The organism is Mycobacterium sp. 48b (genome assembly GCF_048282725.1).
In the GTDB taxonomy this organism is placed as follows: domain Bacteria; phylum Actinomycetota; class Actinomycetes; order Mycobacteriales; family Mycobacteriaceae; genus Mycobacterium.
Genome location: NZ_JBLVUL010000001.1, coordinates 2,251,310 through 2,277,070, shown reverse-complemented (window position 1 = coordinate 2,277,070; position 25,761 = coordinate 2,251,310). Strand labels below are relative to the sequence as shown.

The 25,761-nt window shown below is 67.1% G+C and carries 27 protein-coding genes; 12 read left to right on the top strand and 15 right to left on the bottom strand.

What is annotated here, in order from left to right; translation table 11 throughout:
• Window positions 1-41: 41 nt before the first annotated feature.
• Together ACNQR1_RS11115 and ACNQR1_RS11110 are read right to left on the bottom strand one after the other, a co-directional pair.
• A complete protein-coding gene (locus ACNQR1_RS11115; protein ID WP_418046057.1) occupies window positions 42-920 on the bottom strand; it encodes a hypothetical protein in 879 nt (292 codons plus the stop codon).
• Between the two features lie 234 nt (window positions 921-1,154).
• The gene (locus tag ACNQR1_RS11110; RefSeq protein WP_418046055.1) at window positions 1,155-2,003 is read right to left on the bottom strand and encodes a Bax inhibitor-1/YccA family membrane protein; all 849 of its coding nucleotides are present in this window, start codon (window positions 2,001-2,003) and stop codon (window positions 1,155-1,157) included.
• Between the two features lie 174 nt (window positions 2,004-2,177).
• Here ACNQR1_RS11110 and ACNQR1_RS11105 point away from each other — a divergent pair, with 174 nt between their 5' ends.
• From ACNQR1_RS11105 to ACNQR1_RS11095, 3 genes are read left to right on the top strand one after another with little or no spacing between them, the layout of a single operon-like run.
• Window positions 2,178-3,224: an enoyl-CoA hydratase/isomerase family protein gene (locus tag ACNQR1_RS11105; protein WP_418046053.1), complete on the top strand. Its 1,047-nt coding sequence runs from the start codon at window positions 2,178-2,180 to the stop codon at window positions 3,222-3,224.
• Window positions 3,221-3,997 carry an enoyl-CoA hydratase gene (locus ACNQR1_RS11100; protein ID WP_418046051.1) on the top strand — a complete coding sequence of 259 codons (777 nt, stop codon included), beginning with the start codon at window positions 3,221-3,223 and terminating at the stop codon, window positions 3,995-3,997. The genes ACNQR1_RS11105 and ACNQR1_RS11100 overlap by 4 nt, the downstream gene beginning before the upstream one ends.
• A gap of 9 nt (window positions 3,998-4,006) precedes the next feature.
• Window positions 4,007-5,707 (top strand): alpha/beta hydrolase, encoded by a 1,701-nt coding sequence (locus ACNQR1_RS11095; RefSeq protein WP_418046049.1) that lies wholly within the window; start codon window positions 4,007-4,009, stop codon window positions 5,705-5,707.
• A gap of 11 nt (window positions 5,708-5,718) precedes the next feature.
• Here the strand turns inward: ACNQR1_RS11095 and ACNQR1_RS11090 are convergent, their stop codons facing one another.
• Window positions 5,719-6,087: a rhodanese-like domain-containing protein gene (locus tag ACNQR1_RS11090; RefSeq protein ID WP_418046047.1), complete on the bottom strand. Its 369-nt coding sequence runs from the start codon at window positions 6,085-6,087 to the stop codon at window positions 5,719-5,721.
• 2 nt (window positions 6,088-6,089) lie between these two features.
• Window positions 6,090-6,617: a cysteine dioxygenase gene (locus ACNQR1_RS11085; protein WP_418046045.1), complete on the bottom strand. Its 528-nt coding sequence runs from the start codon at window positions 6,615-6,617 to the stop codon at window positions 6,090-6,092.
• 118 nt (window positions 6,618-6,735) lie between these two features.
• On the opposite strand from ACNQR1_RS11085, the gene lpqV reads away from it, so the two are divergent.
• On the top strand, window positions 6,736-7,194 hold the full coding sequence (gene lpqV, locus ACNQR1_RS11080; RefSeq protein ID WP_418046043.1) for a lipoprotein LpqV: 459 nt from the start codon (window positions 6,736-6,738) through the stop codon (window positions 7,192-7,194).
• Here lpqV and ACNQR1_RS11075 read toward each other — a convergent pair.
• A complete protein-coding gene (locus ACNQR1_RS11075; protein WP_418046041.1) occupies window positions 7,191-8,900 on the bottom strand; it encodes a SulP family inorganic anion transporter in 1,710 nt (569 codons plus the stop codon). The genes lpqV and ACNQR1_RS11075 overlap by 4 nt on opposite strands.
• Window positions 8,901-8,969: 69 nt before the next feature.
• Window positions 8,970-10,241: a Glu/Leu/Phe/Val family dehydrogenase gene (locus ACNQR1_RS11070; protein WP_418046039.1), complete on the bottom strand. Its 1,272-nt coding sequence runs from the start codon at window positions 10,239-10,241 to the stop codon at window positions 8,970-8,972.
• Between the two features lie 267 nt (window positions 10,242-10,508).
• Between ACNQR1_RS11070 and ACNQR1_RS11065 the strand changes: the two genes are divergently transcribed.
• Complete coding sequence (locus ACNQR1_RS11065) at window positions 10,509-11,462, top strand: patatin-like phospholipase family protein (RefSeq protein WP_418046037.1); 954 nt, start codon at window positions 10,509-10,511, stop codon at window positions 11,460-11,462.
• 1 nt (window position 11,463) lies between these two features.
• On the opposite strand, the gene ACNQR1_RS11060 is transcribed toward ACNQR1_RS11065, so the two are convergent.
• Together ACNQR1_RS11060 and ACNQR1_RS11055 are read right to left on the bottom strand one after the other, a co-directional pair.
• Window positions 11,464-12,321, bottom strand: coding sequence for a patatin-like phospholipase family protein (locus ACNQR1_RS11060; protein ID WP_418046035.1), 858 nt, complete (start codon window positions 12,319-12,321; stop codon window positions 11,464-11,466).
• Between the two features lie 35 nt (window positions 12,322-12,356).
• Window positions 12,357-13,211 carry a class II glutamine amidotransferase gene (locus ACNQR1_RS11055; RefSeq protein ID WP_418046033.1) on the bottom strand — a complete coding sequence of 285 codons (855 nt, stop codon included), beginning with the start codon at window positions 13,209-13,211 and terminating at the stop codon, window positions 12,357-12,359.
• 65 nt (window positions 13,212-13,276) lie between these two features.
• On the opposite strand from ACNQR1_RS11055, the gene ACNQR1_RS11050 reads away from it, so the two are divergent.
• Entirely contained in the window at window positions 13,277-14,332 is a 1,056-nt protein-coding gene (locus ACNQR1_RS11050; protein WP_418046031.1) for a zinc-binding dehydrogenase, read from the top strand.
• 3 nt (window positions 14,333-14,335) lie between these two features.
• Here ACNQR1_RS11050 and ACNQR1_RS11045 read toward each other — a convergent pair whose 3' ends face one another.
• Together ACNQR1_RS11045 and ACNQR1_RS11040 are read right to left on the bottom strand one after the other, a co-directional pair.
• Window positions 14,336-15,391, bottom strand: coding sequence for a dihydrodipicolinate reductase (locus ACNQR1_RS11045; protein WP_418046029.1), 1,056 nt, complete (start codon window positions 15,389-15,391; stop codon window positions 14,336-14,338).
• Between the two features lie 30 nt (window positions 15,392-15,421).
• On the bottom strand, window positions 15,422-15,562 hold the full coding sequence (locus ACNQR1_RS11040; RefSeq protein ID WP_418046027.1) for a hypothetical protein: 141 nt from the start codon (window positions 15,560-15,562) through the stop codon (window positions 15,422-15,424).
• Window positions 15,563-15,637: 75 nt separating this feature from the next.
• Here ACNQR1_RS11040 and ACNQR1_RS11035 point away from each other — a divergent pair, with 75 nt between their 5' ends.
• Window positions 15,638-16,021 carry a hypothetical protein gene (locus tag ACNQR1_RS11035; protein WP_418046025.1) on the top strand — a complete coding sequence of 128 codons (384 nt, stop codon included), beginning with the start codon at window positions 15,638-15,640 and terminating at the stop codon, window positions 16,019-16,021.
• Window positions 16,022-16,036: 15 nt separating this feature from the next.
• Window positions 16,037-17,227 carry a lipid-transfer protein gene (locus ACNQR1_RS11030; RefSeq protein WP_418046023.1) on the top strand — a complete coding sequence of 397 codons (1,191 nt, stop codon included), beginning with the start codon at window positions 16,037-16,039 and terminating at the stop codon, window positions 17,225-17,227.
• A gap of 104 nt (window positions 17,228-17,331) precedes the next feature.
• Here ACNQR1_RS11030 and ACNQR1_RS11025 read toward each other — a convergent pair whose 3' ends face one another.
• On the bottom strand, window positions 17,332-17,937 hold the full coding sequence (locus ACNQR1_RS11025) for a TetR/AcrR family transcriptional regulator (RefSeq protein WP_418046021.1): 606 nt from the start codon (window positions 17,935-17,937) through the stop codon (window positions 17,332-17,334).
• A gap of 62 nt (window positions 17,938-17,999) precedes the next feature.
• Between ACNQR1_RS11025 and ACNQR1_RS11020 the strand changes: the two genes are divergently transcribed.
• Entirely contained in the window at window positions 18,000-18,830 is an 831-nt protein-coding gene (locus ACNQR1_RS11020; protein WP_418046019.1) for an alpha/beta fold hydrolase, read from the top strand.
• A 216-nt stretch (window positions 18,831-19,046) separates the two neighbouring features.
• On the opposite strand, the gene ACNQR1_RS11015 is transcribed toward ACNQR1_RS11020, so the two are convergent.
• Window positions 19,047-20,669: a fatty acid--CoA ligase gene (locus ACNQR1_RS11015; RefSeq protein WP_418046017.1), complete on the bottom strand. Its 1,623-nt coding sequence runs from the start codon at window positions 20,667-20,669 to the stop codon at window positions 19,047-19,049.
• A gap of 108 nt (window positions 20,670-20,777) precedes the next feature.
• On the opposite strand from ACNQR1_RS11015, the gene ACNQR1_RS11010 reads away from it, so the two are divergent.
• Window positions 20,778-21,089 (top strand): hypothetical protein, encoded by a 312-nt coding sequence (locus ACNQR1_RS11010; RefSeq protein ID WP_418046016.1) that lies wholly within the window; start codon window positions 20,778-20,780, stop codon window positions 21,087-21,089.
• 3 nt (window positions 21,090-21,092) lie between these two features.
• Here the strand turns inward: ACNQR1_RS11010 and ACNQR1_RS11005 are convergent, their stop codons facing one another.
• The 3 genes from ACNQR1_RS11005 to ACNQR1_RS10995 form a co-directional block, all read right to left on the bottom strand.
• Window positions 21,093-21,407: a hypothetical protein gene (locus ACNQR1_RS11005; protein ID WP_418046014.1), complete on the bottom strand. Its 315-nt coding sequence runs from the start codon at window positions 21,405-21,407 to the stop codon at window positions 21,093-21,095.
• 134 nt (window positions 21,408-21,541) lie between these two features.
• Window positions 21,542-22,903: a cation:dicarboxylate symporter family transporter gene (locus tag ACNQR1_RS11000; protein WP_418046012.1), complete on the bottom strand. Its 1,362-nt coding sequence runs from the start codon at window positions 22,901-22,903 to the stop codon at window positions 21,542-21,544.
• Window positions 22,904-23,055: 152 nt separating this feature from the next.
• Complete coding sequence (locus tag ACNQR1_RS10995; protein WP_418046010.1) at window positions 23,056-23,307, bottom strand: hypothetical protein; 252 nt, start codon at window positions 23,305-23,307, stop codon at window positions 23,056-23,058.
• A gap of 205 nt (window positions 23,308-23,512) precedes the next feature.
• On the opposite strand from ACNQR1_RS10995, the gene ACNQR1_RS10990 reads away from it, so the two are divergent.
• Window positions 23,513-25,075, top strand: coding sequence for an ATP-binding protein (locus ACNQR1_RS10990; RefSeq protein WP_418046009.1), 1,563 nt, complete (start codon window positions 23,513-23,515; stop codon window positions 25,073-25,075).
• The gene (locus ACNQR1_RS10985) at window positions 25,072-25,761 is read left to right on the top strand and encodes a response regulator (RefSeq protein ID WP_418046007.1); all 690 of its coding nucleotides are present in this window, start codon (window positions 25,072-25,074) and stop codon (window positions 25,759-25,761) included. The genes ACNQR1_RS10990 and ACNQR1_RS10985 overlap by 4 nt, the downstream gene beginning before the upstream one ends.

Sequence of the window (25,761 nt, the reverse complement as noted above, 5' to 3'; positions counted from 1 at the left end):
ATTTCACCCGATTTCGCGATCTGTACGCAGACTCGCTGCACTCAGCGCAGCATCGTCTGTCTGGCGATTGCTGCCCGAACCCTGCTCAGAATCTCTGGCGGCCGGTCCTCTGCCACCACTCTGACGATGATCCAGCCCATCCGCTCCAGCTCGGCTGTCCGGCGGATGTCCTTCACATACTGCGCGCGATCGCTGCGATGCTGGTCTCCGTCGTACTCCACCGCGATCATCCATTCGACCCAACCCATGTCGAGGTAGGCGAACGGGTAGCCATTTGCCCCCAGCACCGGGATCTGGGTCTGCGGGCGCGGCAGACCGTCGTCGACGAGGAGCAGGCGCAGCCAGGTTTCCTTCGGCGATTGGGCCCCTGCGTCGAGCATCGGAAGCGCCCTCTCCAGTTGGCGCAGTCCGCGGGCTCCGCGATGCCGGGCAGCCACTTCTTCGACATCACGAACCTTCAAACCTGTTGCCCTGGCCAGGGAATCGAGCCGAGCCACCGCACGACCGATCCCCGGTGTGCGGCCGATGTCGAAGGCGGTCCGCTCCGGTGTGGTCACGGGAAGCTCGTGGACCTGTCCGATCTCGTTCGGCTGCAAGCGCATTGCGGATGTCCGCACCCCGCGCGGGCTCCTGGCATTGACCCAGATCAACTCGATCGGTGCGGAATCGTCGACCCAATTCGCCCCGTGCAAGGCCGCCGCGGTGACGCCTGCCAGCACCCCCTGGCGGTGCGACCACAGCCATGCTGCCCTGGCCCGATCGACCAGCCCCGGACTGAAGTCCCTGGCCACGTAGACGTCGGGCAGGACGGCGCGGAAGTTGGCCCGCAATTGGTGCTTGCGGATCAGACCGGCCCGCAACGCTTCTGAACCGATGAACGGACTGTCGAAGATGGTCACGGTGTAGACGGTGCGAGGCATCTCCGACGGCCACTGTTCACGCAAGGGTGTGCGAGCTACACCTGTGGATGAAATCCACCCTGTGTATAGACCTTCGAGTCTGCGCCCAGCGCGTGTTTTCGCGCGATTTCACGCCCTCAGCGCAGACTCGACGCTCCCAGCGCAGACTCGACGCTCCCAGCGCAGAGTCGGGCGCCCACAACCCAAAAGAAAAAGGCGCCCGCAATCGCGGACGCCTTTCTCGGGGCAGGGTTGCTAGTCGTTGTTGAAGTACGACAGCAACCGGAGGATCTCGATGTACAGCCAGACCAGGGTGACGGTCAGACCCAGGGCGATGCCCCAGGCGGCCTTCTCCGGCGCGCCGGCACGGACCATCTGGTCGGCAGCGTCGAAGTCGATCAGGAAGCTGAACGCGGCCAGGCCGATGCACAGCAGCGAGAAGCCGATCGCCAGCATGCCGCCGTCACGCAGGCCGAGGCCGGCACCGCCGCCCACGCCGAAGATCGCCAACACGAAGTTGAGCAGCATCAGCGCCAGGACGCCGAACATGCCGGCGATGATCATGCGGGTGAACTTCGGCGTCACGCGGATGGCGCCGGTCTTGTAGACCACCAGCATGCCCAGGAACACACCCATGGTGCCGACGATCGCCTGCGCGATCATGCCTGCGCCGCCGACCGAGGCGACGTTGGCGATGATGAACGACACCGCACCGAGGAACAGGCCCTCGAGCGCCGCGTAGCTCAGCACGATCGCCGGGTTGTCCTGCTTGCGACCGAAGGTGGCGATCAGTACCAGCACCAGACCGCCGAGGCCACCGATCAGGGCGAACGGCGTCGCCAGCGCCAGGTTGCCTGCCACCAGAAAGTAGGACACCACTGCGACGGCCGAGAGCACGGCCAGGGTGATGCCGGTCTTGGTGACGACGTCATCAATGGTCAGCGGCCGGGAAACGCCGGTCTGCGGCTGCTCCAGGTACTCCTGCGCGTAGGGCTGTGCATGCACCTGCTGTGCACCGTAGCCTGCGGCTCCGGTACCGAATTGTGCGTATCCGCCCTGCTGCTTCGGCAGGCTGCGGAATACCGGGTTGCTGGATTCGCGCACCGTCGGGTTCCTCTCCTATGAGATGTTCGCTTACGAACTAGTAGCTCAACGATCGATGTTCCTGGCGGGTTCCCGTCGAGGCGAAAAGACTCTCAGGAAACTTCCAGGTTTGATCTTGAGGCAAACCCTACCCGTAGCGCACCATCCCTGGGGGGCCGAACTAGATTGCAACTCGTGACAGAAAACGAGGACGTCCTAGTAAGTGTCCGCAACGGCGTCGGGATCCTCACGCTGAACCGGCCGAAAGCGATCAACTCGCTCAACGATGCGATGGTCGCGGGCATCTCCGAGGCGCTGCACGCCTGGGAGAACGATGACTCCGTTCACACGGTCCTGCTGACCGGTTCTGGCGAACGTGGCCTGTGCGCGGGCGGCGACGTGGTGGCGCTCTATCACAGCGCGAAGGCCGACGACGGGGCTGCACAGCGGTTCTGGTACGACGAATACCTGCTCAACGCCTACATCGGCAGCTATCCCAAGCCCTATGTGGCGTTGATGGACGGCATCGTGATGGGCGGCGGCGTGGGTGTCGCCTCCCACGGCAGCGTCCGCATCGCCACCGACACCACCAAGATGGCGATGCCCGAGGTCGGCATCGGCTTCATCCCCGACGTCGGCGGCACCTATCTACTGTCGCGTGCTCCCGGCGCACTGGGATTGCACGCCGCGCTCACCGGTGCACCATTCTCCGGGGCCGACGCGATCGCCATGGGTTTCGCCGATCACTACGTGCCCCATGACAAGTTGGCCGATTTCACCGAGTCCGTCATCCACGACGGCGTCCAGAACGCGCTGGCCACCTATGCCGTCGAACCGCCTGCCAGCCCACTGCTGGAACAGCAGAGCTGGATCGACGAGTGCTACTCCGGCGAGACCGTGGCCGACATCCTCACTGCGCTGCAGGCTCACGGCACCGCGGCCGAAGACGCCGCCAAGCTCATCGCCACCCGCTCCCCCGTCTCACTGGCCGTCACGCTGGAAGCAGTGCGCCGCGCGGCCAAGCTGGAGACACTGGAGGACGTGCTGCGCCAGGAGTACCGGACCTCGTGCGCGTCGGTGAAATCCCACGATTTCGTCGAGGGCATCCGGGCTCAGCTCGTCGACAAGGACCGCAACCCGCAGTGGTCACCCGCCTCGATCGCAGCGGTCACCCCCGCCGATGTCGAGGCGTACTTCGTTCCGGCAGACCCCGACCTGACCTTCCAGGAGGAGAACAAATGAGTGAGTTCGAGACCATCCTGGTGACCCGCACCGACCGGGTCGCCACTATCACCCTCAACCGGCCGAAGGCGCTCAACGCGCTCAACACCCAGGTCATGACCGAAGTGACCACCGCCGCAGCCGAACTCGACCGTGATCCGAGCGTCGGGGCCATCATCGTCACCGGCAACGAAAAGGCTTTCGCCGCCGGCGCCGACATCAAGGAAATGGCCGAGCTGTCGTTCGCCGACGTGTACTCGGCCGACTTCTTCGAGCTGTGGTCGAAGTTCGCCGCCACCCGCACCCCCACGATCGCTGCGGTCGCCGGGTACGCGCTGGGCGGCGGCTGCGAGCTCGCGATGATGTGCGACATCCTGATCGCCGCGGATTCGGCGAAGTTCGGTCAGCCCGAGATCAAGCTGGGCGTGCTGCCGGGCATGGGCGGCAGCCAGCGGCTGACGCGGGCGATCGGCAAGGCCAAGGCCATGGATCTGATCCTCACCGGCCGCACAATCGACGCCGTGGAAGCCGAGCGTGCCGGGCTGGTTTCCCGCCTGGTGCCCGCGGATTCGCTGATCGACGAGGCTCTTGCCGTGGCCGAGACCATCGCCGGGATGTCCTTGTCGGCCTCCCGGATGGCCAAGGAAGCGGTCAACCGCGCCTTCGAGTCCACCCTGGCCGAGGGCCTGCTCTACGAGCGCAGGCTGTTCCACTCGGCGTTCGCCACCGCCGACCAGAAGGAAGGCATGGCGGCGTTCTCAGAGAAGCGCGCCGCCAACTTCACCCATCGCTAAGGTCGACGGGTGACCGAGACCGCCGAACCCGAGGCCGACGCACCCGAAGTCCAGTCAGGTGAGACAGACAAACCTGTCTGGTGGGCGCGTCATTACACCTTCTTCGGGACGGCGGTCGGTCTGGTCTTCGTCTGGTTCTCGCTGACGCCGTCGCTGCTGCCCCGCGGCCCGCTGTTCCAGGGCCTGGTCAGCGGCGCGGCGGGCGCGTCCGGTTACGGAATCGGCGTTTTCGCGGTGTGGCTGGTCCGCTACATGCGTTCGGCCGAGACCAGCCCGCGGGCGCCGAAGTGGGCCTGGCTGTCGCTGCTGGCCGTCGGCATCGTCGGGCAGGTCCTGATGATCGTCTACTTCCACGTCTGGCAGGACGAGATCCGCGACTTCATGGGGGTGCCCCGGCTGAAGTTCTGGGATCACCCGTTGACGGCGGTGCTGTCGCTGGTGGTGTTGTTCGCGTTCGTCGAGCTCGGCCAGCTGATCCGCAAGCTGGTGCACTTCCTGGATCTCAAGCTGGATCGCTTTCTGCCGCCCCGGGTTTCGGCCGTCGTGGTCGTGGCCTTGCTGCTGGCGTTGAGCATCGCGTTGCTCAACGGTGTGGTGGTCCGGGTGGCGATGGACACCATCAACCGGACGTTCGCGGCCGTCAACGACGAGAACGATCCCGATTTCCCCGCCCTGTTGTCGCCCCTGCGCTCAGGCGGCCCGCAGTCGCTGGCCGACTGGGAGTCGCTGGGCCATCAGGGCCGGGTGTTCGTGTCGGCCGGCCCTACCGTGCAACAACTTTCGCGGTTCAGCGGCAAACCCGCGGTCGAGCCGATCCGCGCCTATGCGGGCCTGCATTCCGCTGACGGCATCAAGGCGACAGCGGCCCTGGCGGCCAGGGAATTACAGCGCACCGGCGGGCTGAACCGCGCCGTGGTCGCGGTGGCCACCACGACGGGCACGGGCTGGATCAACGAGGCCGAGGCCTCTGCCCTGGAGTACATGTACAACGGCAACACCGCGATCGTGTCGATGCAGTACTCGTTCCTGCCGAGCTGGTTGTCGTTCCTGGTCGACCAGGAGAACGCGCGGCAGGCCGGGCAGGCGTTGTTCGAGGCCGTCGACGCGTTGGTGCGTGCGATGCCGGAGGCCCAGCGGCCCAAGCTGGTGGTGTTCGGGGAGAGCCTGGGCTCGTTCGGCGGCGAGGCACCGTTCCTGTCGCTGAACAATCTGGTGGCCCGCACCGACGGCGCGCTGTTCTCGGGTCCGACGTTCAAGAACACCATCTGGACGACGCTGACCCGGGAGCGCGACGCCGGTTCGCCGGAGTGGCTGCCGATCTACGACAACGGCGAGAACGTCCGGTTCGTCGCGAAAGCCGAGAATCTGGACCGGCCCGACGCGCCATGGGGCCACCCTCGCGCGGTGTACCTGCAGCACGCGTCCGACCCGATCTCGTGGTGGACACCCGATCTGCTGTTCGCCAAGCCGGACTGGCTGCGTGAACCCCGTGGCTACGACGTGTCCCGCCGCATGGAATGGATTCCGGTGGTGACGTTCCTCCAGGTATCCGCGGACATGGCAGTGGCCGTCGACGTTCCCGACGGGCACGGACACGTCTACGTCGAGAACGTGGCCGATGCCTGGGCGGCAGTGCTGCAGCCGCCGGGGTGGACACCGGAGATGACCGCGAAGCTGCGCCCCATGCTGAGCAGCAACGAGAACGCTTGAGCGCCTGCCGTTTACACCTGGCCGGCAGCAACCAGCGCGTGATAGCCGCCGACGACGTCGGTTGACCGGTGCAAGCCGAGGTCGACCAGCGAGGCGGCAGCCAGGCTCGACGTGTAGCCCTCCGAGCACAGGATCACCCAGTAGACGTCGTCGTCGACGGCCTGCGGGATCCGGGCGTCGCTGGTCGGGTCGCAGCGCCACTCCAGCACGTTGCGTTCGATGACCAACGCTCCGGGCACCGAACCCTCGGCGGCGCGCTGGGCGGCCGGGCGGATGTCGACCAGCACGGCGCCGGAGTTCAGCGCCTCGGGCAGTTCTGAAGCGGGAAGCCGGTCCAGCCGGGTACGGGCCTGCTCCAGCACTGCGTCGATGCGGCTCATTGCTATCCCTCCGGGGCGTCGGTGAGTTCGGTGCGGTTGCGGCGCAACGTGTTCTGCGTGGTCACCTCGTAGTAGGACATCGCGGTCAGCGGCGGCGAGTACGCATGCACGCTCAGGGTTGGTGACGGAGGGCCTGAAACGGCCGCCGGCGCATGCACCACGTCATGCACCCAGCCCAGCGGGAACGCCGCCTGATCGCCCGCCGAAAGTCGCCGCTTCCGTAAAAGCTCGCCATCCCAACGGGTTTCGCGCAGCGCTCCGGACACCACGGTCAGGGCGCCGAGGGATCCGCCGTGGTCGTGCAGTTCGGTGGACTTCTCGGGCACCCAGCTGATCAGCCAGACCTCGACCTCGTCGTCACCGGACAACCGCGTATACCAGCGGTCGTCCTGGGGCAGTCCCCGCAGCAGCCGGTCGTAACGACCGGACAACACGTCGTCGGCGGCGCGGTCGGTGGTGTGCAGCAGATCAGGCAATCGCAGCCGGGTGGGCGCGGAGACAGCAGGAACGGGCGCGAGCGTGGACAGCATCAGAGAAACTCCAGGGATGGCGGCGGAACAGGGCAGACGGGCGCGCTAGCAAGCCCGACAACACTCCTGGAATCCGGTCCCTTCCGTCACGGCCGCCAGTGTTGCATAGATTGGCGGGATGCGCCGTTACACGTGGACCACCCGCTTGACCGCCGGAGCCGCCACAGCGGCCGGCCTGAGCCTGCTGATCGGATGCTCGACGGATGAAGGCAAGGACCAGTCCGGGGCATCCACGCCACCTCCCCCGCAGGCGACCACGACCGCCGAGGCGGCGACCCCGACGGCCAAGCCCGGCGAGGTGGCGACGTCGCCGGGCGGGGTCACGACGGCCGTCGGCGCCGACGCGCAGTCCACCGAAGAGGAGTATTTCCAGGCCTGTCATGCCGCGAAGCTCTGGATGCAGGCCAAGGGCGGTGACCTCAAGGCCCAGATCGAGCCGTACCTGGCGAGCGTGCAGGCACCCGACGCGGCACCCGGGCCGGGCACGTACAACGTGGCGTGGGCCCAGCTGGAGCCGGGGCGTCAGGCTGCGGTCATCGTCGCGGCCCGGGCGGCGGCCGACGAGCTCTGCAGCTAGTTCGAATCACGCTGCGGCGAATCCCCCGGTTCACCGGCCTGGGCAGCCACCCACGCGCGGCCGCGCTCGACGGCCACGTCGAGTGCGCCGAAGATCCGGTCGGACGCCGGCACGATGCCATCGGCGCCCAGCAGGTCATCGAGGCCGCCCCGGCGCAGCACCTCCGCGGTCGCGCGGTCGACCCCGGCGATGATCAGCCGTCCGTTGTTGGCTTTCAGCTGGCCGGCCCAGCGGCGCAATGCCTTGATCGTCACCGACGACGGCACGTCGGGCAGCGCGCGCAGGCTGAGCACCACGACGGCGTTGGACGTGCCCTCGGCCCGCGGCCAGTCCTCATCGATGCGGGCCACCTCGGCGAACAGTCCGACTCCGGCGTAGTGCAGCACGGTGACGTCGTCGCCGGCGCACTGCTCGGGCACCGGTGCCTGCTCCCAGCCGCCGTCTCCGGTCGGTTGCAGCGCCACCAACTGTGCCGCCTTGGCCGCTTTGGCGCAGTAGAGCACCAAGGAGGTGATCACGCCGATCAGGATCGCGGTGTGCAGCGGCAGCTGCGTGGTGGCGGCGAACGTCACCAACATCGCCACCGCCGACAGCGGGGCGACCCGCAACACCAGCTTGATGTCGGGGAGCCGACCGACGACGAGTTCGGCGCCGATCACCAGGATCAGCCCGCCGATCACCGGCATCGGGATGATCTCGGCGGCCGACCCTGCCACGAGTACCAGCAGCGCGAGCCACAGCCCGGCGAAGATGCCCGACCACCGGGTCTGGGCACCGGCCGATGTCGACACCCCGGTGCGCGAGAGCGAGCCGCCGGCCGGAAGTGCGCCGAACATGCCGCCCGCCACGTTCGCGGCGCCCTGGGCCAGAAAATCGCCGTTCATGTTGGTGCGGCTGCCGTCCGGGTTGGGTACGGCGGCGGAGATGCCGGCAGCCTGGGCGAGTGCGACGAGCGCGACGGCGACTCCGCCGACGAGCAGTTCGGGCATGGCGGCGAAGTTCGGAACCGTCACGGGCGGAAGCGCATTCGCGATCGACGCGATGTCCCCGACGGTTTCGACGTCGATACGCGCGACGGCTACCACCGCGGTCACCACCACGAGAGCCAGCAACGTCGCGAACGATTCCAGCGGTTTGATGAAGTGGAACACCGCCCACACCGCGACCGTGCCCAGTGCCACCGCGACGGCGGCCGGGTGCCATAGCCCGATGTGCGCCAGCGAGTCGATGAATTTGCCAATGGTGTTGCCGCTCTGCGGTTTGTAGCCGGTGGCGTCGCCGAGGACGCCGGCCACGATCTGCAGGGCGATACCGGTGGAGAAGCCGGTCATCACCGCGTTGGAGACGAAGTTCATGATCGAGCCGAACCGCAGCAGACCGAACAGCAGCATCACAGCGCCGACGACGAGGGCCAGCGCGGCAACGTTGGCCGGATCCTGGGGATCCAGCCCGGCTTCCTTGAGGACGCTGCGCGATGTCAGCGCGATCGCGCTGGTCAGCGTCGTCACCATCAGCACCGTGCGGGCGAACAGTGACCCGATGATGCCGGGCATGATGCCGGCGTAGATGCCGGTGACGGGGTTGAACCCGCCGATGCTGGCATAGGCCATGCCCTCGGGGATCGAGAACAGACCCGTGACCAGTCCTGCTATGACATCACGAGGCTTGGGACGGCCCAGCTTCCGAACGAACGTTGGCGCACCCACGGGATCAACCCTCCCACGGATGGGTCTGGTCCGGGCGAGACTTCGGTTGTGCGCGTGCTGAACCAGGCGCTACGGATAGAGCCCGCGTAGCCGCCCGGCGTGGGCGACGCGTTCGACGGCCAGGCAGGTGGCGGCGGCGCGAAGTGGTCGCCGCAGTTTCTCGGCGTGGTCGCTGACTTGCTTCCAGGCGGTCAGCATGCGGTCGGCGAGCCGCGCCTCGACTTCGTCGACTCCCCACCAGTAGGCCTGATTCGCCTGCACCCATTCGAAGTACGAGACGATGACGCCGCCGGCGTTGGCCAGGATATCGGGAACCACCAGTGTTCCAGCGTCATTGAGCAGCCGGTCCGCCTCCGGGGTGGTCGGCCCGTTGGCGCCCTCGACCACGACGGTGGCATTGATCTGCCCTGCATTACCTCCGTGGATCACCCCTTCGACGGCCGCGGGAACCAGGAGATCGACGTCGGCGGCGAGCAGGTCTTCGTTGCTGATCGCGTCGGCTTCCCCGAAGCCGACCACCGAACCGGTGGCGTCAGCATGACGCGCCAGGGCCGCGATGTCGAGGCCAGAGTCTGCCGCGACGGCGCCGTACTGGTCGCATATCGCGACGACGCGGACGCCGGCTTCGTCGAGAAAGCGCGCCGCGTGCCGACCGACCTTGCCGAAACCCTGCACCGCGGCGGTGGCGCCCTCGGGTTTGATGCCACGAGACCTCAGGGCAGCCAGCGCCACGTGGACCACCCCGCGCGATGTCGACGTGGCGCGGCCGAGAGAACCGCCGAGACTCACCGGCTTTCCGGTGGTGACACCGAGAACGGTGTGCCCCTGTTGAGCGGAATAGGTGTCCATCATCCAGGCCATGGTCTGCTCGTCGGTCCCGACGTCGGGTGCCGGGATGTCATGGTCCGGCCCGATCAGCGGACTGATCTCGCTGGTGTAGCGGCGGGTGACCCGCTCCAGTTCAGAGCGGCTGTATTGATGCGGATCGATGCGGATTCCGCCTTTCGCGCCGCCGTAGGGCACATCGAGCAGTGCACACTTCCACGTCATCCACATCGCCAGGGCACGAACTTCGTCGAGTGTCACATCGAGTGAATAACGCAGTCCACCCTTCGCCGGACCACGAGAAACGTTGTGCTGCACCCGATGTCCGATGAACAGTTCCATCTCACCGGAATCTCTACGGAGCGGCACGGCCACGGTGAGCTCACGGCGGGGATTGGCCAGCAACTCGTACATGCCGTCGTCGTAGCCCAAGATCGTGACGGCATCGCGGAGTTGGGCACGTGCGTCGTCGAACGGGTGGGCGCGATCGGCCGCGGTGTGTTCGATCGTGGTCACGCCTTCTCCTGTTGTCGGTTGGCTTGGCGCTTGGCGCCAGAAGGGTAGGCGCTCGTGGTCTGGCCCAGCAGCGCCGAACGGCCGGCAGGCCGGGCCGAAATATCCTTGTACTGACACTAATTGGCATCGCCGACGCGCGGTGGACACAGAACGGGTCTCAAACCATGTTCTAAGACTTTCCGGCGATCACCGAAAGCAGTCGCGCGACGTCGGCCCAGGTAGAGGGCGCAAGGCGACCTTCTCCCCCAAGTGCTTCACAATGGAGGTATGCGTATTGCACTGGCCCTCGGCAGTGGTGGGGCTCGCGGCTACGCGCACATCGGGGTGATCAACGAACTGCAGGATCGCGGTTACGAGGTCGTCGGGGTGTCCGGGTCATCGATGGGTGCGCTGGTCGGCGGCCTGCACGCGGCGGGCAAGCTCGACGAGTTCGCCGACTGGGCACGGACTTTGACTCAGCGGGCGGTATTGCGGCTGCTGGATCCGTCGATCACCGCGGCCGGCATCCTGCGCGCCGGAAAGATCCTCGACGCCGTGCGCGACATCCTCGGCGAGGTGACCATCGAGGACCTACCGATCCCGTATACATCGGTTGCGACCGATCTGATCGCCGGCAAATCGGTTTGGCTGCAAAGAGGCCCGGTCGACGAGGCGATCCGGGCATCGATCGCCATCCCGGGGGTGATCGCCCCGCACGTTCTGGACGGTCGCCTGCTCGGCGACGGCGGCATCCTCGACCCGCTGCCGATGGCACCGATCGCCGCTGTCAACGCCGATCTCACCATCGCGGTCAGCCTCGCCGGCAGCGAGTCCGCGGGCGCGGAGCCCGAACCTGAGCCGGATTCCGGTTCCAAGCCCCGGTCCACCACCGAATGGCTCAACAGGATGCTGCGAAGCACATCGGCATTGATGGACACCGTGGTGCCGAGTCGCTCCAGCGCATCGGCTGAACCGGAAGGGGCAGAGGCGGAAGCCGGTGCCGAGCCGGACGAGCCCGAGGAACCCGACGTGCCCGAGGTTCCCCGGCTGGGCAGCTTCGAGGTGATGAACCGCACCATCGACATCGCGCAGGCCGCGCTGGCCCGCCACACGCTCGCCGCCTATCCGCCCGATCTGCTGATCGAGGTGCCGCGCACGGTCTGTCGCAGCCTTGACTTCCACCGCGCCGCCGAGGTCATCGACATCGGCCGGCAGCTGGCCGCCCGCGCGCTCGACGGCTGACTCAGCCCTTCAGGAACTCGGCGACCTCAGCCGCCACACGGCGTCCCTGAGCCCGTCCCGCCAACGCCGACGGCACCCGGCAGTCCGGGTCGAGCGGGTTCTCACCGAAGGCCGCCAGGGCCTCGTCGTCGGCGAAGATCCCCAGCGACCGTCCGTCGAAGCCGTCGACCTCCTGCGCGGCGCCGCTGCCGAACGGTGACGGCGTGGAGCGGCCCTGCGGCACCAGGGCCACCACGGTGTCGCAGTCGCCGGCCAGCGCCATGTTGACCGCGCTGCCGATGCCGCCGTCCATGAACCGGCGGCCACCGATCGTCACGACGGGCCACACCGCGGGCACCGCACAACTGGCGGTGACGGCGTCGACCAGCGACACCCCGGAGTCCCGGTCCAGCGTCACCAGCTCGCCGGTGTCGATGTCGACAGCCGAGATCCGCAGGATCCGGTCAGGCCAGTCATGCGACGGCAGGCGCGCTTCGATCACCTTGCGCCGTACGGCCGGGTCGATGGTGACGGTGCCGAGTGCCACGGCGCCGATCTGTTGCAGCTTCTGCGCCTTGGTGGTGTTGGGCGTCAGCACGGCTTTGACGAAGAGGTCGGTGACGCTGTCGATGCTGATCCCGGGGTCGAGCTCGGCTGAATCGGCACCGACCTGGCGCTCGAACAGCTCTTCCAGGGGCAGGCCGCTGCCGAGCTGGGCGGATACCGTCGAACCCGCCGAGGTGCCCACCAGCACGTCGGAGGCGAGCAGTGCGTCGGCGGTTTCGGGTGATTCGTCGGCGATGCCCTGCAGGATGCCGGTCTCCCAGGCGATCCCTGCGATACCGCCACCGGCCAGCACCAGTGCACGTTTGGAAGTCACGAAGGTCGAGTGTGCCAGGGCCCCGAAAATGGCGGCTAGGCGTGCTGGGATGCCGCGGCCTGCGCGGACAGGTCGTCGCGGTGCAGCAGGTGGCGCGGTGGATCCGGGAACGCAACCCGAGTGCTGATCCGCAGATCCGCGTCGACGTGCACCAGTTCGCCGGGGGCGATCAGCCGCCAGTCCTCGCCGTCCATCGGCTCGCTGGCGAACAGCACCGACGGCTGCGACGTCAGGTGCTCGGATTCGGCGCGGATCCGGGCGCTGCGCAGGCGCAGGCGGCGCTGGTCAGGATGCCGGCGGTCGAGCACATACAGCTCGTGGGTGTCGGGGTAGCGCAGCGCCCACATGTCGGTGGCGGTGCTGAGCAGGAGATTGACCGCGTAGATCGGCACGTTGTCGGCCAGCCGGCCGATGGCGTCGACGATGCCCGCGCCTACGTCACCGTCATGAGCCCGGACGGCCGCGGTGATGAGCGCGAAGACGCGTTCGGAGTCGGTCTGGCCGCCGACGAGGTCCGCCACGCCGAGCTCGCGGATCTGGTCGTCGAGCGCATCGAGACCTTCGACGACACCGTTGTGCGCGAAGATCCGGTCATCCTGGAGAAAGGGATGGGTGTTCGCCACGTCGAGCGCCCCGGTCGAGGCGTACCGGACGTGCGCGATGAACGTCGTCGCGGTGACATCGTGTGCCTCGGTGGCGAATTCGGAGTCCTGCCACGCCGCGACGGGTTCCTTGTGCAGTACTGCGACGCCGTCGGCACCGAACACCCCGAGGCCGGTGCCGTCCGGGTTGCGCCTGCTCTGCGCGGCAAGATTGTCGGGAGCGTCCAGCAACCAGAAGGTCGCCGGTACCAGTCGGCGGCCGGCGTGCAGACCGAACAATCGGCACATGCCCTCAGCCCACCCGATGAAGTGCCATGATTTCCGATAGTAGCCGCGGGAGAGAAGGAGACGCCATGACATCCGACCTCGGGCCGACCATGCGGGCAGAGCGCTTCTACGCCGACACCAAACAGGTTGTGGTGGAAGATGTTCCGATTCCCGAGCCCGGTCCGGGCGAGGTGCTGGTCAAGGTCGCGTTCTGCGGGATCTGCCACTCCGACCTGAGCCTGATCAACGGGACCTTCCCCGCGCAGGCGCCGGTGGTCACGCAGGGCCACGAGGCATCCGGCACCATCGCCAAGCTCGGGCCGGGTGTCACCGGTTGGGCCGAGGGCGACCGCGTGATCGTCGCTGCCGGCCGGCCCTGTATGGAATGCCCCAACTGCGGGCGCGGCGACATCGCCAACTGTATGCGGATCCGGTTGATGGCCTTCGCCTATGACGGGGCGTGGGCCGAATACACGCTGGCTCAGGCGGTCGGGCTCACGCTCGTGCCGGACAACGTGCCGTTGGAGCAGGCGGCGATCCTCGCCGATGCGGTGTCGACGCCGTACGGCGCGGTGGTGCGCACGGGCAAGGTCGGTATCGGCGAGTCGGTCGGGGTGTGGGGCCTGGGCGGTGTCGGCACCCACATCGCGCAACTGGCCCGACTGGTGGGCGCGGTGCCGGTGGTTGCCGTCGACATCAAGCCCGAGGTGCTGGAGCGGGCCCTGGAACTCGGCGCCGACTATGCGTTCGATGCCGACGACGAGCGACTGGGTGAGAAGATCGCCGAGGTCACCGGCGGCCGCGGACTCGATGTGGCGTTCGACGCGGTGGGGCTCAAGTCGACGTTCGAGCAGGCCCTGGGGCAGTTGACGGTCGGGGGCCGACTGGTCGCGGTCGGGATGAGCGCCCAGGAACCGACGATCGGCCCGACGTCGATGTTCGGCCTGACCCAGAAGCAGGTGCTGGGTCATTTGGGTTACCAGAACGTCGACATCTCCACCTTGGCGACGCTGGTCTCCCTGGGCAGGCTGGACCTGTCCCGCTCGATCAGTGAGATCGTGTCCCTGGAGGACATCGCGCTGGGTATCGACAAGCTGGAGCGCCAGGAGGGCAATCCGATCCGAATCCTGGTGCGGCCCTGAGCCTTATGCGCCGGCGATCTTGGGCGCGGCCTTCCCGCTGATCAGTGGCAGGTCGGGGTAGGTCACCACGCCGGCAGCAGCGGCACATACCGCTGGCACCGAATTGACGCAGTGTGCGGCAGTCGCGACGACGCCGGACTCCGGGCCGTCCTCACCGGCCTCGGACTGGAACCCCTTGATGATGACGGTGAAGTCCGGGTTGCCGCGGACCTCCATCTCGTACCGCTGTCCGGCGGGGCCGAAAGTCCATGCGGGATCCAGGTTCTCCTCGCCCATCAACCAGTTCACGGTGACCCGCACGACGGGTTCGCCGTCGACGAGCGCCTCCCAGTGGAACTTGCGGCCGGCAACCTGGCCGGGTTCGATCACGCCGATCGGCGAGTCGATGGGTGCGGTGGCCACGGCGATCTCCTGCGTGGCCCGGATCCGCGGATCGATCTTGAACCCGATCTGATCGACGACCATCTTGACGGCCTGGATGAATCCGCCGTCGAGCATCTTCTGCATCGGCCCGCTCAACGCCGTGTCGGGGGTGCCGCCGAATCCCATGACGTGGCGCACCACATCCGGCGCGTCATAGGTGCGCAGATCGGAAAACTCCTCGGCACGAACGAAGTTCACCCCGGTGGCCATCGCGGAGAACACCAGCGGGAACTTCTCGCTGATCCCGCCGGGCGCGATGCCGGTACCGTGCAGCGTCGCGTTGCCCTCCAGCGCGGCGGCCCGCATCGGCGCGGCCTGCTTCTCGCTCGGGTACAACCAGCCGACGGGGGTGATGACGTTCTTGCCCGAGCGCAGCAACGCCGCGACCTCGTCGGGGTTGGGGATGAGCGGCGAGTAGATCACCGCGTCGGCGTCGAGCGCCAGGATTTCCTCGGCGCTGCTGGTAGCGATGACACCGAGCGGCTCGGTGCCGATGATCTCGCCGACATCTTTGCCGTTCTTGGCGTCGGAGTGCACCCAGCAGCCGACCAGCTGCAGGTCGGGATGTTCGAGGACGCCTTTGATCGCGGCTACGCCGACCCCACCGGTTGCCCACTGCACGACGCGTAACGCCACAGACCCTCCTCGGCAGAACTAGAACACGTTCTACTTCAGGTCTACACCACCGTCGTCGTCAGCGGAAGTGCGTTCGCGCCGCGCCGCGTACGAGATCACGAGCACCACCAGGACGGCGGGCAGAAATGCGGGCACGGTCAGCAACAGGGAATGGTCGGCGAGGTAGGTCATGGCCCTTCGACGAGGCAGCCCGGCCGAATGTGACTGTCACATCCGCGGCGCCTACCCCGTCTGAGGAACATGCAGATGAAATTCATTCAGATCACCGTCGTGGTGGCGGCGCTGAGCATGCTGGTGACCGGGGTGTGGATGCGGATCGACCCGGCGTCGTTCGCGCAGTGGGCCAATTGGCCCAACCACGTCCACTTCCTGCACGACGCGGGGGTGTTCCAGATCGGGATCGCCGTGACGATGCTGTTCGCACTCTGGTGGCGCGACGTGATCGCCGTGGTGTTGACGGGTTTCCTGGTGGCCAACACCTTGCACGCGGTCAATCACTTCTTCGACCGCGACGGGGGCAATCCGGAGAACTGGTGGCAGCTCGGGCTGTTCTCGCTGCTGGCCGGGGCCGCGCTGGTGGTGCGGCTGCGTCAACTCCAGTTGAAGACGGTTGACCGCGTTTCGCCATGAAGTATGTTCCGTTGCATGGCTAACAAAGTGTTCGTCGTCGGTGTGGGGATGACGAAGTTCGAGAAACCGGGACGTCGCGAGGGTTGGGACTATCCGGACATGGCACGCGAGTCGGGCACCAAGGCGCTCGAGGATGCGGGCATCTCCTACGACCAGGTGCAGCAGGGATACGTCGGGTACTGCTCCGGCGATTCCACCTCAGGGCAGCGCGCGCTCTACGAGCTGGGCATGACCGGCATCCCGATCGTCAACGTCAACAACAACTGTTCCACCGGCTCGACCGCGCTTTACCTTGCCGCACAGGCGATTCGCGGCGGCCTGGCCGATTGCACGATCGCGCTGGGCTTCGAGAAGATGCAGCCCGGCTCGCTGGGCGGCGGCGCGCAGGACCGCGAGTCCCCGCTCGGCAAACACGTCAAGGCGCTGGCCGAGATCGACGAGTTCGCCTTCCCCGTCGCGCCGTGGATGTTCGGCGCCGCCGGCCGCGAGCACATGAAGAAGTACGGCACCACCGCCGAGCACTTCGCGAAGATCGGCTACAAGAACCACAAGCATTCGGTGAACAACCCGTATGCGCAGTTCCAGGACGAGTACACCCTCGACGACATCCTGGCCGCCAAGATGATCTCCGATCCGCTGACCAAGCTGCAGTGCTCCCCCACCTCCGACGGGTCGGGCGCGGCGATCGTGGCCAGCGAGGCGTTCGTCGACAAGCACGGACTGGCCTCCCAGGCCGTGGAGATCGTCGGGCAGGCGATGACCACCGACTTCGCCTCGACCTTCGACGGCAGCGCCGCCAACATCATCGGCTACGACATGAATGTCCAGGCGGCACAGCAGGTTTACGCGCAGTCGGGTCTCGGGCCCGAGGACTTCCAGGTCATCGAGTTGCACGACTGCTTCTCGGCCAACGAGCTGCTGCTGTACGAAGCCCTGGGACTGTGCGCCGAGGGCGAGGCACCGCGGCTGCTCGACAACAACGACACCACCTACGGCGGTCGCTGGGTGGTCAACCCGTCCGGCGGCCTGATCTCCAAGGGCCACCCACTGGGCGCGACGGGCCTGGCCCAGTGCTCCGAGCTCACCTGGCAGTTGCGCGGCACCGCCGACAAGCGCCAGGTCGACGGCGTCACCGCGGCCCTGCAACACAACATCGGCCTCGGCGGCGCAGCTGTCGTGACGGCCTACCAGCGCGCCGAGCGGTAGCGCTTTCCCGCCCAGACTCCGGGCGGCCGCCTGCCCTTTGTCACGCCAGAGTGACCGTCATTTTCGACGGCCACTCTGGCGTGACATTTCATTGGCGGGAGTAACTAGCCCGACAACATCGCGTCGATCAGCCGACGCAGCACCTGCCTGATCTCACGGCGGGCCTTCTTCGGGTCCTCGGCGGTGGCGATGGCCATGGCCGCCTCGTCGAGCGCGCCGATCAGCACATGCGCCAGCGCCCGCACCGGCTGCTTGGCGAGCTGGCCCGCTTTGATCGCCTCACTCAAGAGCTGCTCGGTCATGCCGAGGCTGTAGCGCTGGGCGACATCGCGGAACCCTGCCCAACCGAGCACGCTCGGGGCATCGAGCAGGACCAACTGCCGCACCTCAGGGTCACCGGACACCTCCAGCCAGGCGTCGACCGCGGCCCGGATCGCGTCGGCCGGGTTGGTCGCACCCGAGGCCGCCACCTCGGTCGCCAACCGGGCCATCACGTCCTGCTCCACGACCTCCACCACGGCCAGGAAAAGCGCTGCCTTGTCGGCGAATTGGTGATACATCGCGCCGCGAGTCACCCCGGCGGCGGTCGCGATCTCGGGGGTGCCCACTTCGGCGTAGCCACGTTCACCCCACAGCCGCCGGGCAGCCGAGATCAACGCCTCGCGGGTCGCCGCGGAACGCTCTTCCTGAGTACGTCTCTTGTTTTCCATACACCCTGTTGGTAAGTTACCGGCAGACTGTTCGTAAATGCGTATCGAGCCGGGAGTCATCCATGTCGATCATTGAGATTAACGCCGGAACCATCCATTACGAGGAATTCGGACCATCCGACGGCAGGCCGGTCGTCTTCGTGCACGGCTACATGATGGGCGGCCAGCTATGGCGGCAGGTGAGCGCTCGCCTGGCCTCGCGGGGCCTACGGTGCATCGTCCCGACCTGGCCGCTGGGCGCGCATCCCGAGCCGCTGCGGCCCGGAGCCGACCGGAGCATCCGCGGTGTGGCGAACATCGTCGCCGACACGCTGGATGCGCTCGACCTGCAGGATGTCGTCCTGGTCGGCAACGACACCGGCGGCGTCGTCACGCAACTGGTCGCGGTGCACCATCCCGACCGGATCGGCGCCCTGGTGCTGACGAGTTGTGATGCGTTCGAACACTTTCCGCCGCCGATCCTGAAGCCGCTGATCGCGGCCGCCCGGACCAAGGCCGTGTTCCGGTCTGCTGCCCAGTTGGTCCGGATCCCGGCCGTGCGCAAGCGCGCCTACGCCGGCCTGGCCCATTCCAACATCGACGCACTCACCCGGGAATGGGTGCGCACCGCCCGGTCGAACCCGGCGATCGCCGAGGATCTCCGGCAGTTGACCCTCTCGTTGCGGACCGAGGTCACCACCGGGGTGGCCGCGCGGTTACCCGAGTTCGACAAGCCGACGCTCATCGCGTGGTCGGCCGACGACGTGTTCTTCGAACTCGGCGACGGTGAACGCCTCGCCAGAATCATTCCGCAAGCCCGCCTGGAAGTGATCGAGGGAGCCCGGACGTTCTCGATGGTCGACCGGCCGGACCGGCTGGCCGATCTGCTGTCGACGATCGCCGTGCGCGCCTAGCGGTAACCCCCTCCGCTCTGGCCATTGCGCAACTGCATTGTCACGCTGGAGTGGCTCTCGAGGTCGACAGCTGCTCTCGCGTGACAGAGCAGAGTCGGTCACGCACGCTTCGTCACGTCAGCGAGACGTTCGGGCCCGAGAGCCACTCCAGCGTGACAAAGACGGGGCGAGACCGAACACCCGCAAGACCGAACACCCGCAAGGCACAGCGAGACGCTAGATCTCGATCACCTCGTAGACACCGTCGGCGTGCCGGGCCCGGATGGTCTTCTTGTCGTACTTGCCCACGCTGGTGCGCGGCACCTGTTCGATGAACGCCCACCGTTCGGGCAGCCACCATCGAACCACCTTGTCCGCCAAGAACTCCCGCAGCTCGGCCGGCTCGGCTGAGGCGCCTTCTTCCAGCACGATGACTGCCAGCGGGCGTTCCTGCCAGCGCTCGTCGGGCACCCCGACCACGGCGGCCTCCAGCACCGCCGGATGCGCGATCAGGTGGTTCTCCAACTCCACCGAGGAGATCCACTCCCCGCCGGATTTGATGACGTCCTTGGCCCGGTCGGTCAACGTCACGTAGCCCTGCGGGTCGATCGAGCCGACGTCGCCGGTGCGCAGCCAGCCGCTGTCGAACTTCTCGGCGTCGCGGTCCAGGTAGTAGGCGCCGGTGATCCAGGGCCCGCGCACTTCCAGTTCGCCGACGGCGGTGTCGTCGTTGGGCAGCGGGGCGCCCTCGTCGTCGACGACACGTACTTCCACACCGCACATCGGCCTGCCCTGGCTGACCCGCATCTGCCACTGGCGTTCCTCGGTGACCCCGGGCAGCGGCTTGGCCACCGTGGCCAAGGGCGAGGTCTCGGTCATCCCCCAGGCCTGCTGGATGTAGACGCCGTACCGCTCCTGGAAGGTCTGCATCAGCGACATCGGCACGGCTGAACCACCGCAGGCCACCAGTCGCAGCGACGTGACATCGTGTCCCGGGTTCTTTTCCAGGCGATGCATGACGTCGTTCCAGATGGTCGGTACGGCGCCGGCGAGCGTGGGGCGCTGCGATTCGATCAGGTCGATCAACGAGGCACCGTCCATGAACCGGTCGGGCATCACCAGGTTGGCGCCGGCCATCAGCGCCGCATACGGCAGTCCCCACGCGTTGGCGTGGAACATCGGCACGATCGGCAGCACCGAGTCACCGCAGCTGACGTCGAGCGCGTTGGCCGTGCAGGTGCTCAGCGCGTGTAGGTAGCTCGACCGGTGGCTGTACACCACACCTTTCGGGTTTCCAGTGGTTCCGCTCGTGTAACACATTGCCGCCGCGGAGTTTTCGTCGATCTCAGGCCAGTCGAACTCGGTGGGTTGCGGGGCCAGCAGCTCGTCCCAGCGCAGCACCGTCTTTCCGGTCAGGGCGCTGGTGTCGCCGTCGCCCACCACGATCACGGTGTGCACCGTCTCCAGCAGCGGCAGCACGGGGGCCAGCAGCGGCACCAGGGACCCGTCGGCGATCACCACGCTGTCGGCCGCTTCGTTGGCGATGTAGGCGATCTGCTCGGGAGACAGCCGGATGTTCAGGGTGTGCAGCACCGCGCCCATCGCGGGCACGGCGAGGTAGGCGGCGAGGTGTTCGGTGTTGTTCCACATGAAGGTGCCGACGCGCTGGTCACCATCGATCCCGAGCCCGCGCAGGGCATGGGCCAGTTGGGCCGCCTGCCCGCCCAGCTCCTGATAGCTGATCGTGCGGTAGCGGCCCTCGCCGCATGCGGTGGTCACGGTCCGGTCCCCGTTGACTCCGCAGGCATGTCGCAGGATCGCGGTGATCGTCAACGGCCAGTTCTGCATCGTGCTCTTCACGGGCGCGATGGTATGCGCTCACCGGTCGGCACCGGCGGGAACGATTCGAATTCCCCGAACGATGTATGTAGGGAAAGATGGACCGGTAACGACGGAAGGACGTGTCCGATGCGCGCGAAGTGGCCGCTGGCAGCAGTGGGCGTGGCTGTGTTGGGCGTGATGGGCGGGTCGACGGCGATCGCCTCGGCGGAGGAAACCGCGCAGGAGACGATCAACCGTTTGCAGTCCGAGGGATACACCGTCACCATCGACAAGATCGGTACTGCGCCGCTGGACCAGTGCACGGTTACCAGCGTCCGCAATCCCCAGCGGGTCTCCCAGTTGGTGCCCTATGTCGGGCCCGGCCTCGGCGGCGACCGGATCCTGGTCCCGTCGGTCACCAGCCAGACCGTGTCGGTGTCACTCAACTGCCAGCGCTGACGCTCACTTCGAGCAGTCCAGCGACACCGTGATGGTTCGCCGCACCACCACGGGTACGAGATCGAAATCCTTCGTGCCGTTCTTGCCGAACCGCTCGACCCGGATCAGCTTGGTCTGGGTCTGTGGGTTACGGACGCTGATCACCGTGCACTGGTCGAGCGGGGCACTGCCCACCCGATCGATGTTGACGTAGAAGCCCTCGGCTTCCAGCAGTCCGATGGTCTCGATCGCCGAGTCGGCGGCTGCCGATCCGGCGGGCGCCAAAATGGTTCCCAACGCCGCCCCCGACGCGGCCAGCATGACGATTGCAGCTCGCATGACCGTGTCTTCTTTCTAACTTGCTCGCATTCACTCTTTCGGTGATGTCCTCTCCCTTGTTACGGACGAGAACGGTTGGCAGTTCAACGCAGAAGGCCCGGCCGGTCCTACCGGCCGGGTCTTCTGGCCGCTTGCTATGCGTGCGCGGGTTCGGGCGTCCGGTCGGCGTGGTCGTCGACCATGGTGAGTTCGTCGAACGGATCGTCGCCGCGGAGCACCGCATCGACCTTGGCCTTGTCCACGGTGTGTGTCCACGAGCCGACGAGCAGGGTGGCCACGGCATTGCCGGAGAAATTGGTCACCGCGCGCGCTTCTGACATGAACCGGTCGATCCCGACGATCAGTCCGACCCCGTCGAGCAGATCGGGGCGATGGGCCTGCAGGCCGCCGGCCAGCGTCGCCAGTCCGGCGCCGGTCACGCCGGCCGCTCCCTTCGACGCGACGATCATGAACACCAGCAGGCCGACCTGCTGCCCGACGGACATCGGGGCACTCAGCGCGTCGGCGATGAACAGCGCCGCCATGGTCAGGTAGATCGCGGTGCCGTCGAGGTTGAACGAATACCCGGTCGGCACAACGACACCGACGGTGCTGCGCTCGACGCCGAGGTGCTCCATCTTGGCGATCAGCCGCGGCAGCGCCGACTCCGACGAGGACGTCGAGAAGATCAGCAGGTACTCGCGGGCCAGGTACCGCACCAACTTGAAGATGGACACCCCCGACACCGCACGCAGCAGTACACCCAGCACGCCGAACACGAACAGCACGCAGGTCACATAGAAGCCCAGCATCAAGGTCAGTAGCTGGGTGACGGCGGTCCAGCCGGTCTGCCCGACGACGTTGGCGATCGCACCGAAAGCACCGATCGGCGCCAGCCACAGGATCATGATCAGCACCTTGAACACGAGCTTCTGCAGGTGCTCGATGCCGCGCAGGATCGGTTCACCCGCGCTGCCCATGCCCTGCAGCGCGAACCCGACCAGCAGCGCCACGAACAAGGCCTGAAGCACGCTGCCCGCGGTCAGCGAGGAGAACAGCGTCTCCGGGATGATGCCCTGGACGAAGTCCATGAGTCCGCCGGACTCGTGTGCCTTCTCCGCGAGTTCGGCGCCCTTGCCTGCCGAGCTCTCCGTCAGGTGCATGCCGCTGCCCGGGTGGATCAGGTTGCCGACCACCAGACCGATGGTCAACGCGATCGTGGACATCGCCAGGAAGTAGCCGAAGGCCAGGCCACCGACCTTTCCGACGGTGGCGGCCTTGCGTACCGAGCCGATCCCCAACACGATCGTGCAGAAGATGATGGGGCCGATCATCATCTTGATCAGGTTGACGAACATGGTGCCGAGCACGCCGACGCTCTTGCCCACCTCGGGCGCCACAAGCCCCACCACCACGCCGACGACGACGGCCGCGATGACCGCAATGTAGAGCCAGTGCGTGCGGTCGCGACGCTGCCGGGGCGCCGGCTCAGATTGCGGGTCTATGGACACGGTCATCGGTCCACCTCCAGTTCGGTCAGGTTCGACGTGAATGCGCTACAAGCACCTTCGACCATAGGGTGAGCCAGGTCACGTTTTAGTTCATTACGTTCACGCGGCGATCCGGCCCCGGTGCGAGCGGCTTCGGGACCGGATCAGCGATCGATCGCTCAGATGCCTGCGCAGACCGAGACGAACGGGATCGGCGCGCAGATGCCGACCGAGAAATAGGGCGTGATGTCGCCGTTCCACGCCGGCGGCGGAGGCGGCGGTGGGGGCGGAGGCACCTGGGCCGCGACGCAGGTGTTCGACGGTGGATCGAACACGGTGCCCATTCCGCACTCGGTGGCGTGACCGACCGCCGGGGAAATCGCCGTCACCACCGCCAGTGACGCAACCGCAGCCATGATGATGGTTGTCAAGCGATGAATGGTGCAGCTCATCGCAGGTCTCCCTTGGATCTACCCTCGACCCTGCTTATGGTCAGATTCTACGACTCCGGGCCCGCGAACAGCAGCCCCGAATTGACGGGCGCGAAGGTCGTGAATGTTGTCGGCGCGAACCCGCTACCAGCGGATATCCGGGCCACTAGGTTGAAAGATCATTGCCTTCACAATCGGAGGTGTCGTGGCGCGCTGGTGGCGGCAGTATTCGGGACGGGCCTGGCCGCGGTCGCTGGCCGGGCAGGCCATCGCGCTGCAGGTCCTGGTGGTCGCGGTGGTGGTACTGGCGGGCACCGCGCTGGCCCTGCTCGATGCCCGCCGCGACGGCGAGGCTGCGGCCCGCGAGCAGGTGATCGGCATCGCCACCGCACTCGCCGATTCGCCCTCCACCGCGGCCGCGATCGAATCAGGCACCGCGACAAAGGTTTTGCAGCCGGTGACCGAGGCGGTGCGCACCAGCACCGACATCGCGTTCATCACGATCATGGCGCCCGACGGAGTCCGGTTCACCCACACCGATCCCACCCAGATCGGCGGGCACTACCTGGGCACCGTCGAACCAGCGTTGCGCGGCGAGACGTTCAGCGAGGTCTACACGGGGACGCTGGGTCCGTCGGTACGCGCGATCGCGCCCGTGCGTAGCGCCGACGGGCGCATCGTGGGCCTGGTGTCTGCGGGGATCACCCAGCAGACACTGGCGCAGCGCTGGCGCGCACAGATCCCGGTGATCGCGGCGGTAACCGCTGCCGCACTGGCGGTTTCACTGATCGGGGTATGGGCGATCCGGCGCAGGTTGTTGCGTCAGACCCGGGGTCTGCGGCCCGACGAGCTACGGGTCATGTACGACCACCACGACGCGATCCTACATTCGGTATCCGAGGGGCTGATCGTCCTCGACGGCGATCGCGTGGCGTTGGTCAACGACGAAGCACGCCGACTGTTGGGGCTGGAGTCCGGGCCGGTGCGCACGCAGGACCTTCCGCAGTTTCTGCGCAGCGCCGATCCCGGAGCACGCGACGAGCTCCACGTCACCGGCGACCGCGTGCTGGTGGTCAACCGCGCCCGCGTCGCCGACTCCGGATCGGAGGTCGTCACGATCCGCGATCGCACCGAACTGCAAGGCGCCCTGGGCGAACTCAGCTCGCTGCAGGTCCTGGCCGATTCGTTGCGGGCGCAGGCGCACGAGTCGGCCAACAAGTTGCACACGGTGGTCACCATGGTGGAGATGGGCAGGCCCGAGGACGCGGTCCGGTTCGCCACCAGTGAACTGGAGTTGTCCCAGCGCCTGGTCGACCGGTTGTCGCAGGCCGTGGGCGAACCCGCCCTGGTCGCACTGCTGCTCGGCAAGACGGCTCAGGCCGACGAACGCGGGATCGCCCTGACGGTCACCGAGGACACCCAGTTGTCCACCGACGCCGTGCTCTCCGGGCAGGAGATGGTGACGGTGCTGGGTAACCTGATCGACAATGCGATGGATGCCTGTGACCGTGAGGATCCGTGGATCGAGGTCACGGTGACCCAGGATGACGATGAGTTGTTGATCCGGGTTGCCGACAGTGGCCCCGGCATGGTCCCGGACACCTTCGAAAAGGCCATGCAGCGTGGCTATTCCACGAAATCCGCCGACACGGCCGGCCACGGGCTGGGACTGGCCCTGGTTGCCCAGGTGATCCGCAAGCACGGCGGGACGCTGCGCGCCGACGTCACTTACGGTTCAGTGGTGACCGCAACGGTGCCGCGCCCGTGATCAGCGTCCTCATCGTCGAGGACGATCCGCTGATCGCCGAAGCCCACCAGGCCTATCTCGGCCGACTGGAAGGATTTTCGGTGGCGGCGGTGGCGCACACGGCGCGCGACGCGATGCGGGCGGCGGCGGCCGCAGCCGCGTCCGAGCATCCGGTGGATCTCGTGCTGCTGGACATCGGATTGCCCGATGCCAGCGGAATCTCGTTGGCGTCCGGACTTTCCGGGCTCCGTCCCGCGCCTGACATCATCGCCATCACATCCGAACGCGACCTGGAGATGGTTCGCGCCGCAGTGGCCCACGGCGCCCTGGCCTATCTGCTCAAGCCCTTCGCGTTCGCAGCTTTCCGCGACCGGCTGGAACGCTACCGCCGCTATCGTTCGGCGCTACCGTCGGGAACCGATGCCGCCAGCCAGGCCGAGGTCGACCGGGCTTTGGCCGAGTTACGCGTCGCCACAGAGAAATCCACCGCGCCCAAGGGCGCGGCGCCGCAGACCACGGAGGAGATCGCCGCCGCGGTGCGCGACCAGCCGGACGGCTTGACCGCCGACGAGGCGGCCAAACGGGTCGGCGTGTCACGGGTGACGGCGTGGCGCTATCTCGAGCGTCTTGCCGACGACGGCACCGTCACCCGGCACACGGAGTACGGAAAGGCCGGGCGGCCGCGTACCCGCTACCGCTGGCGCTGA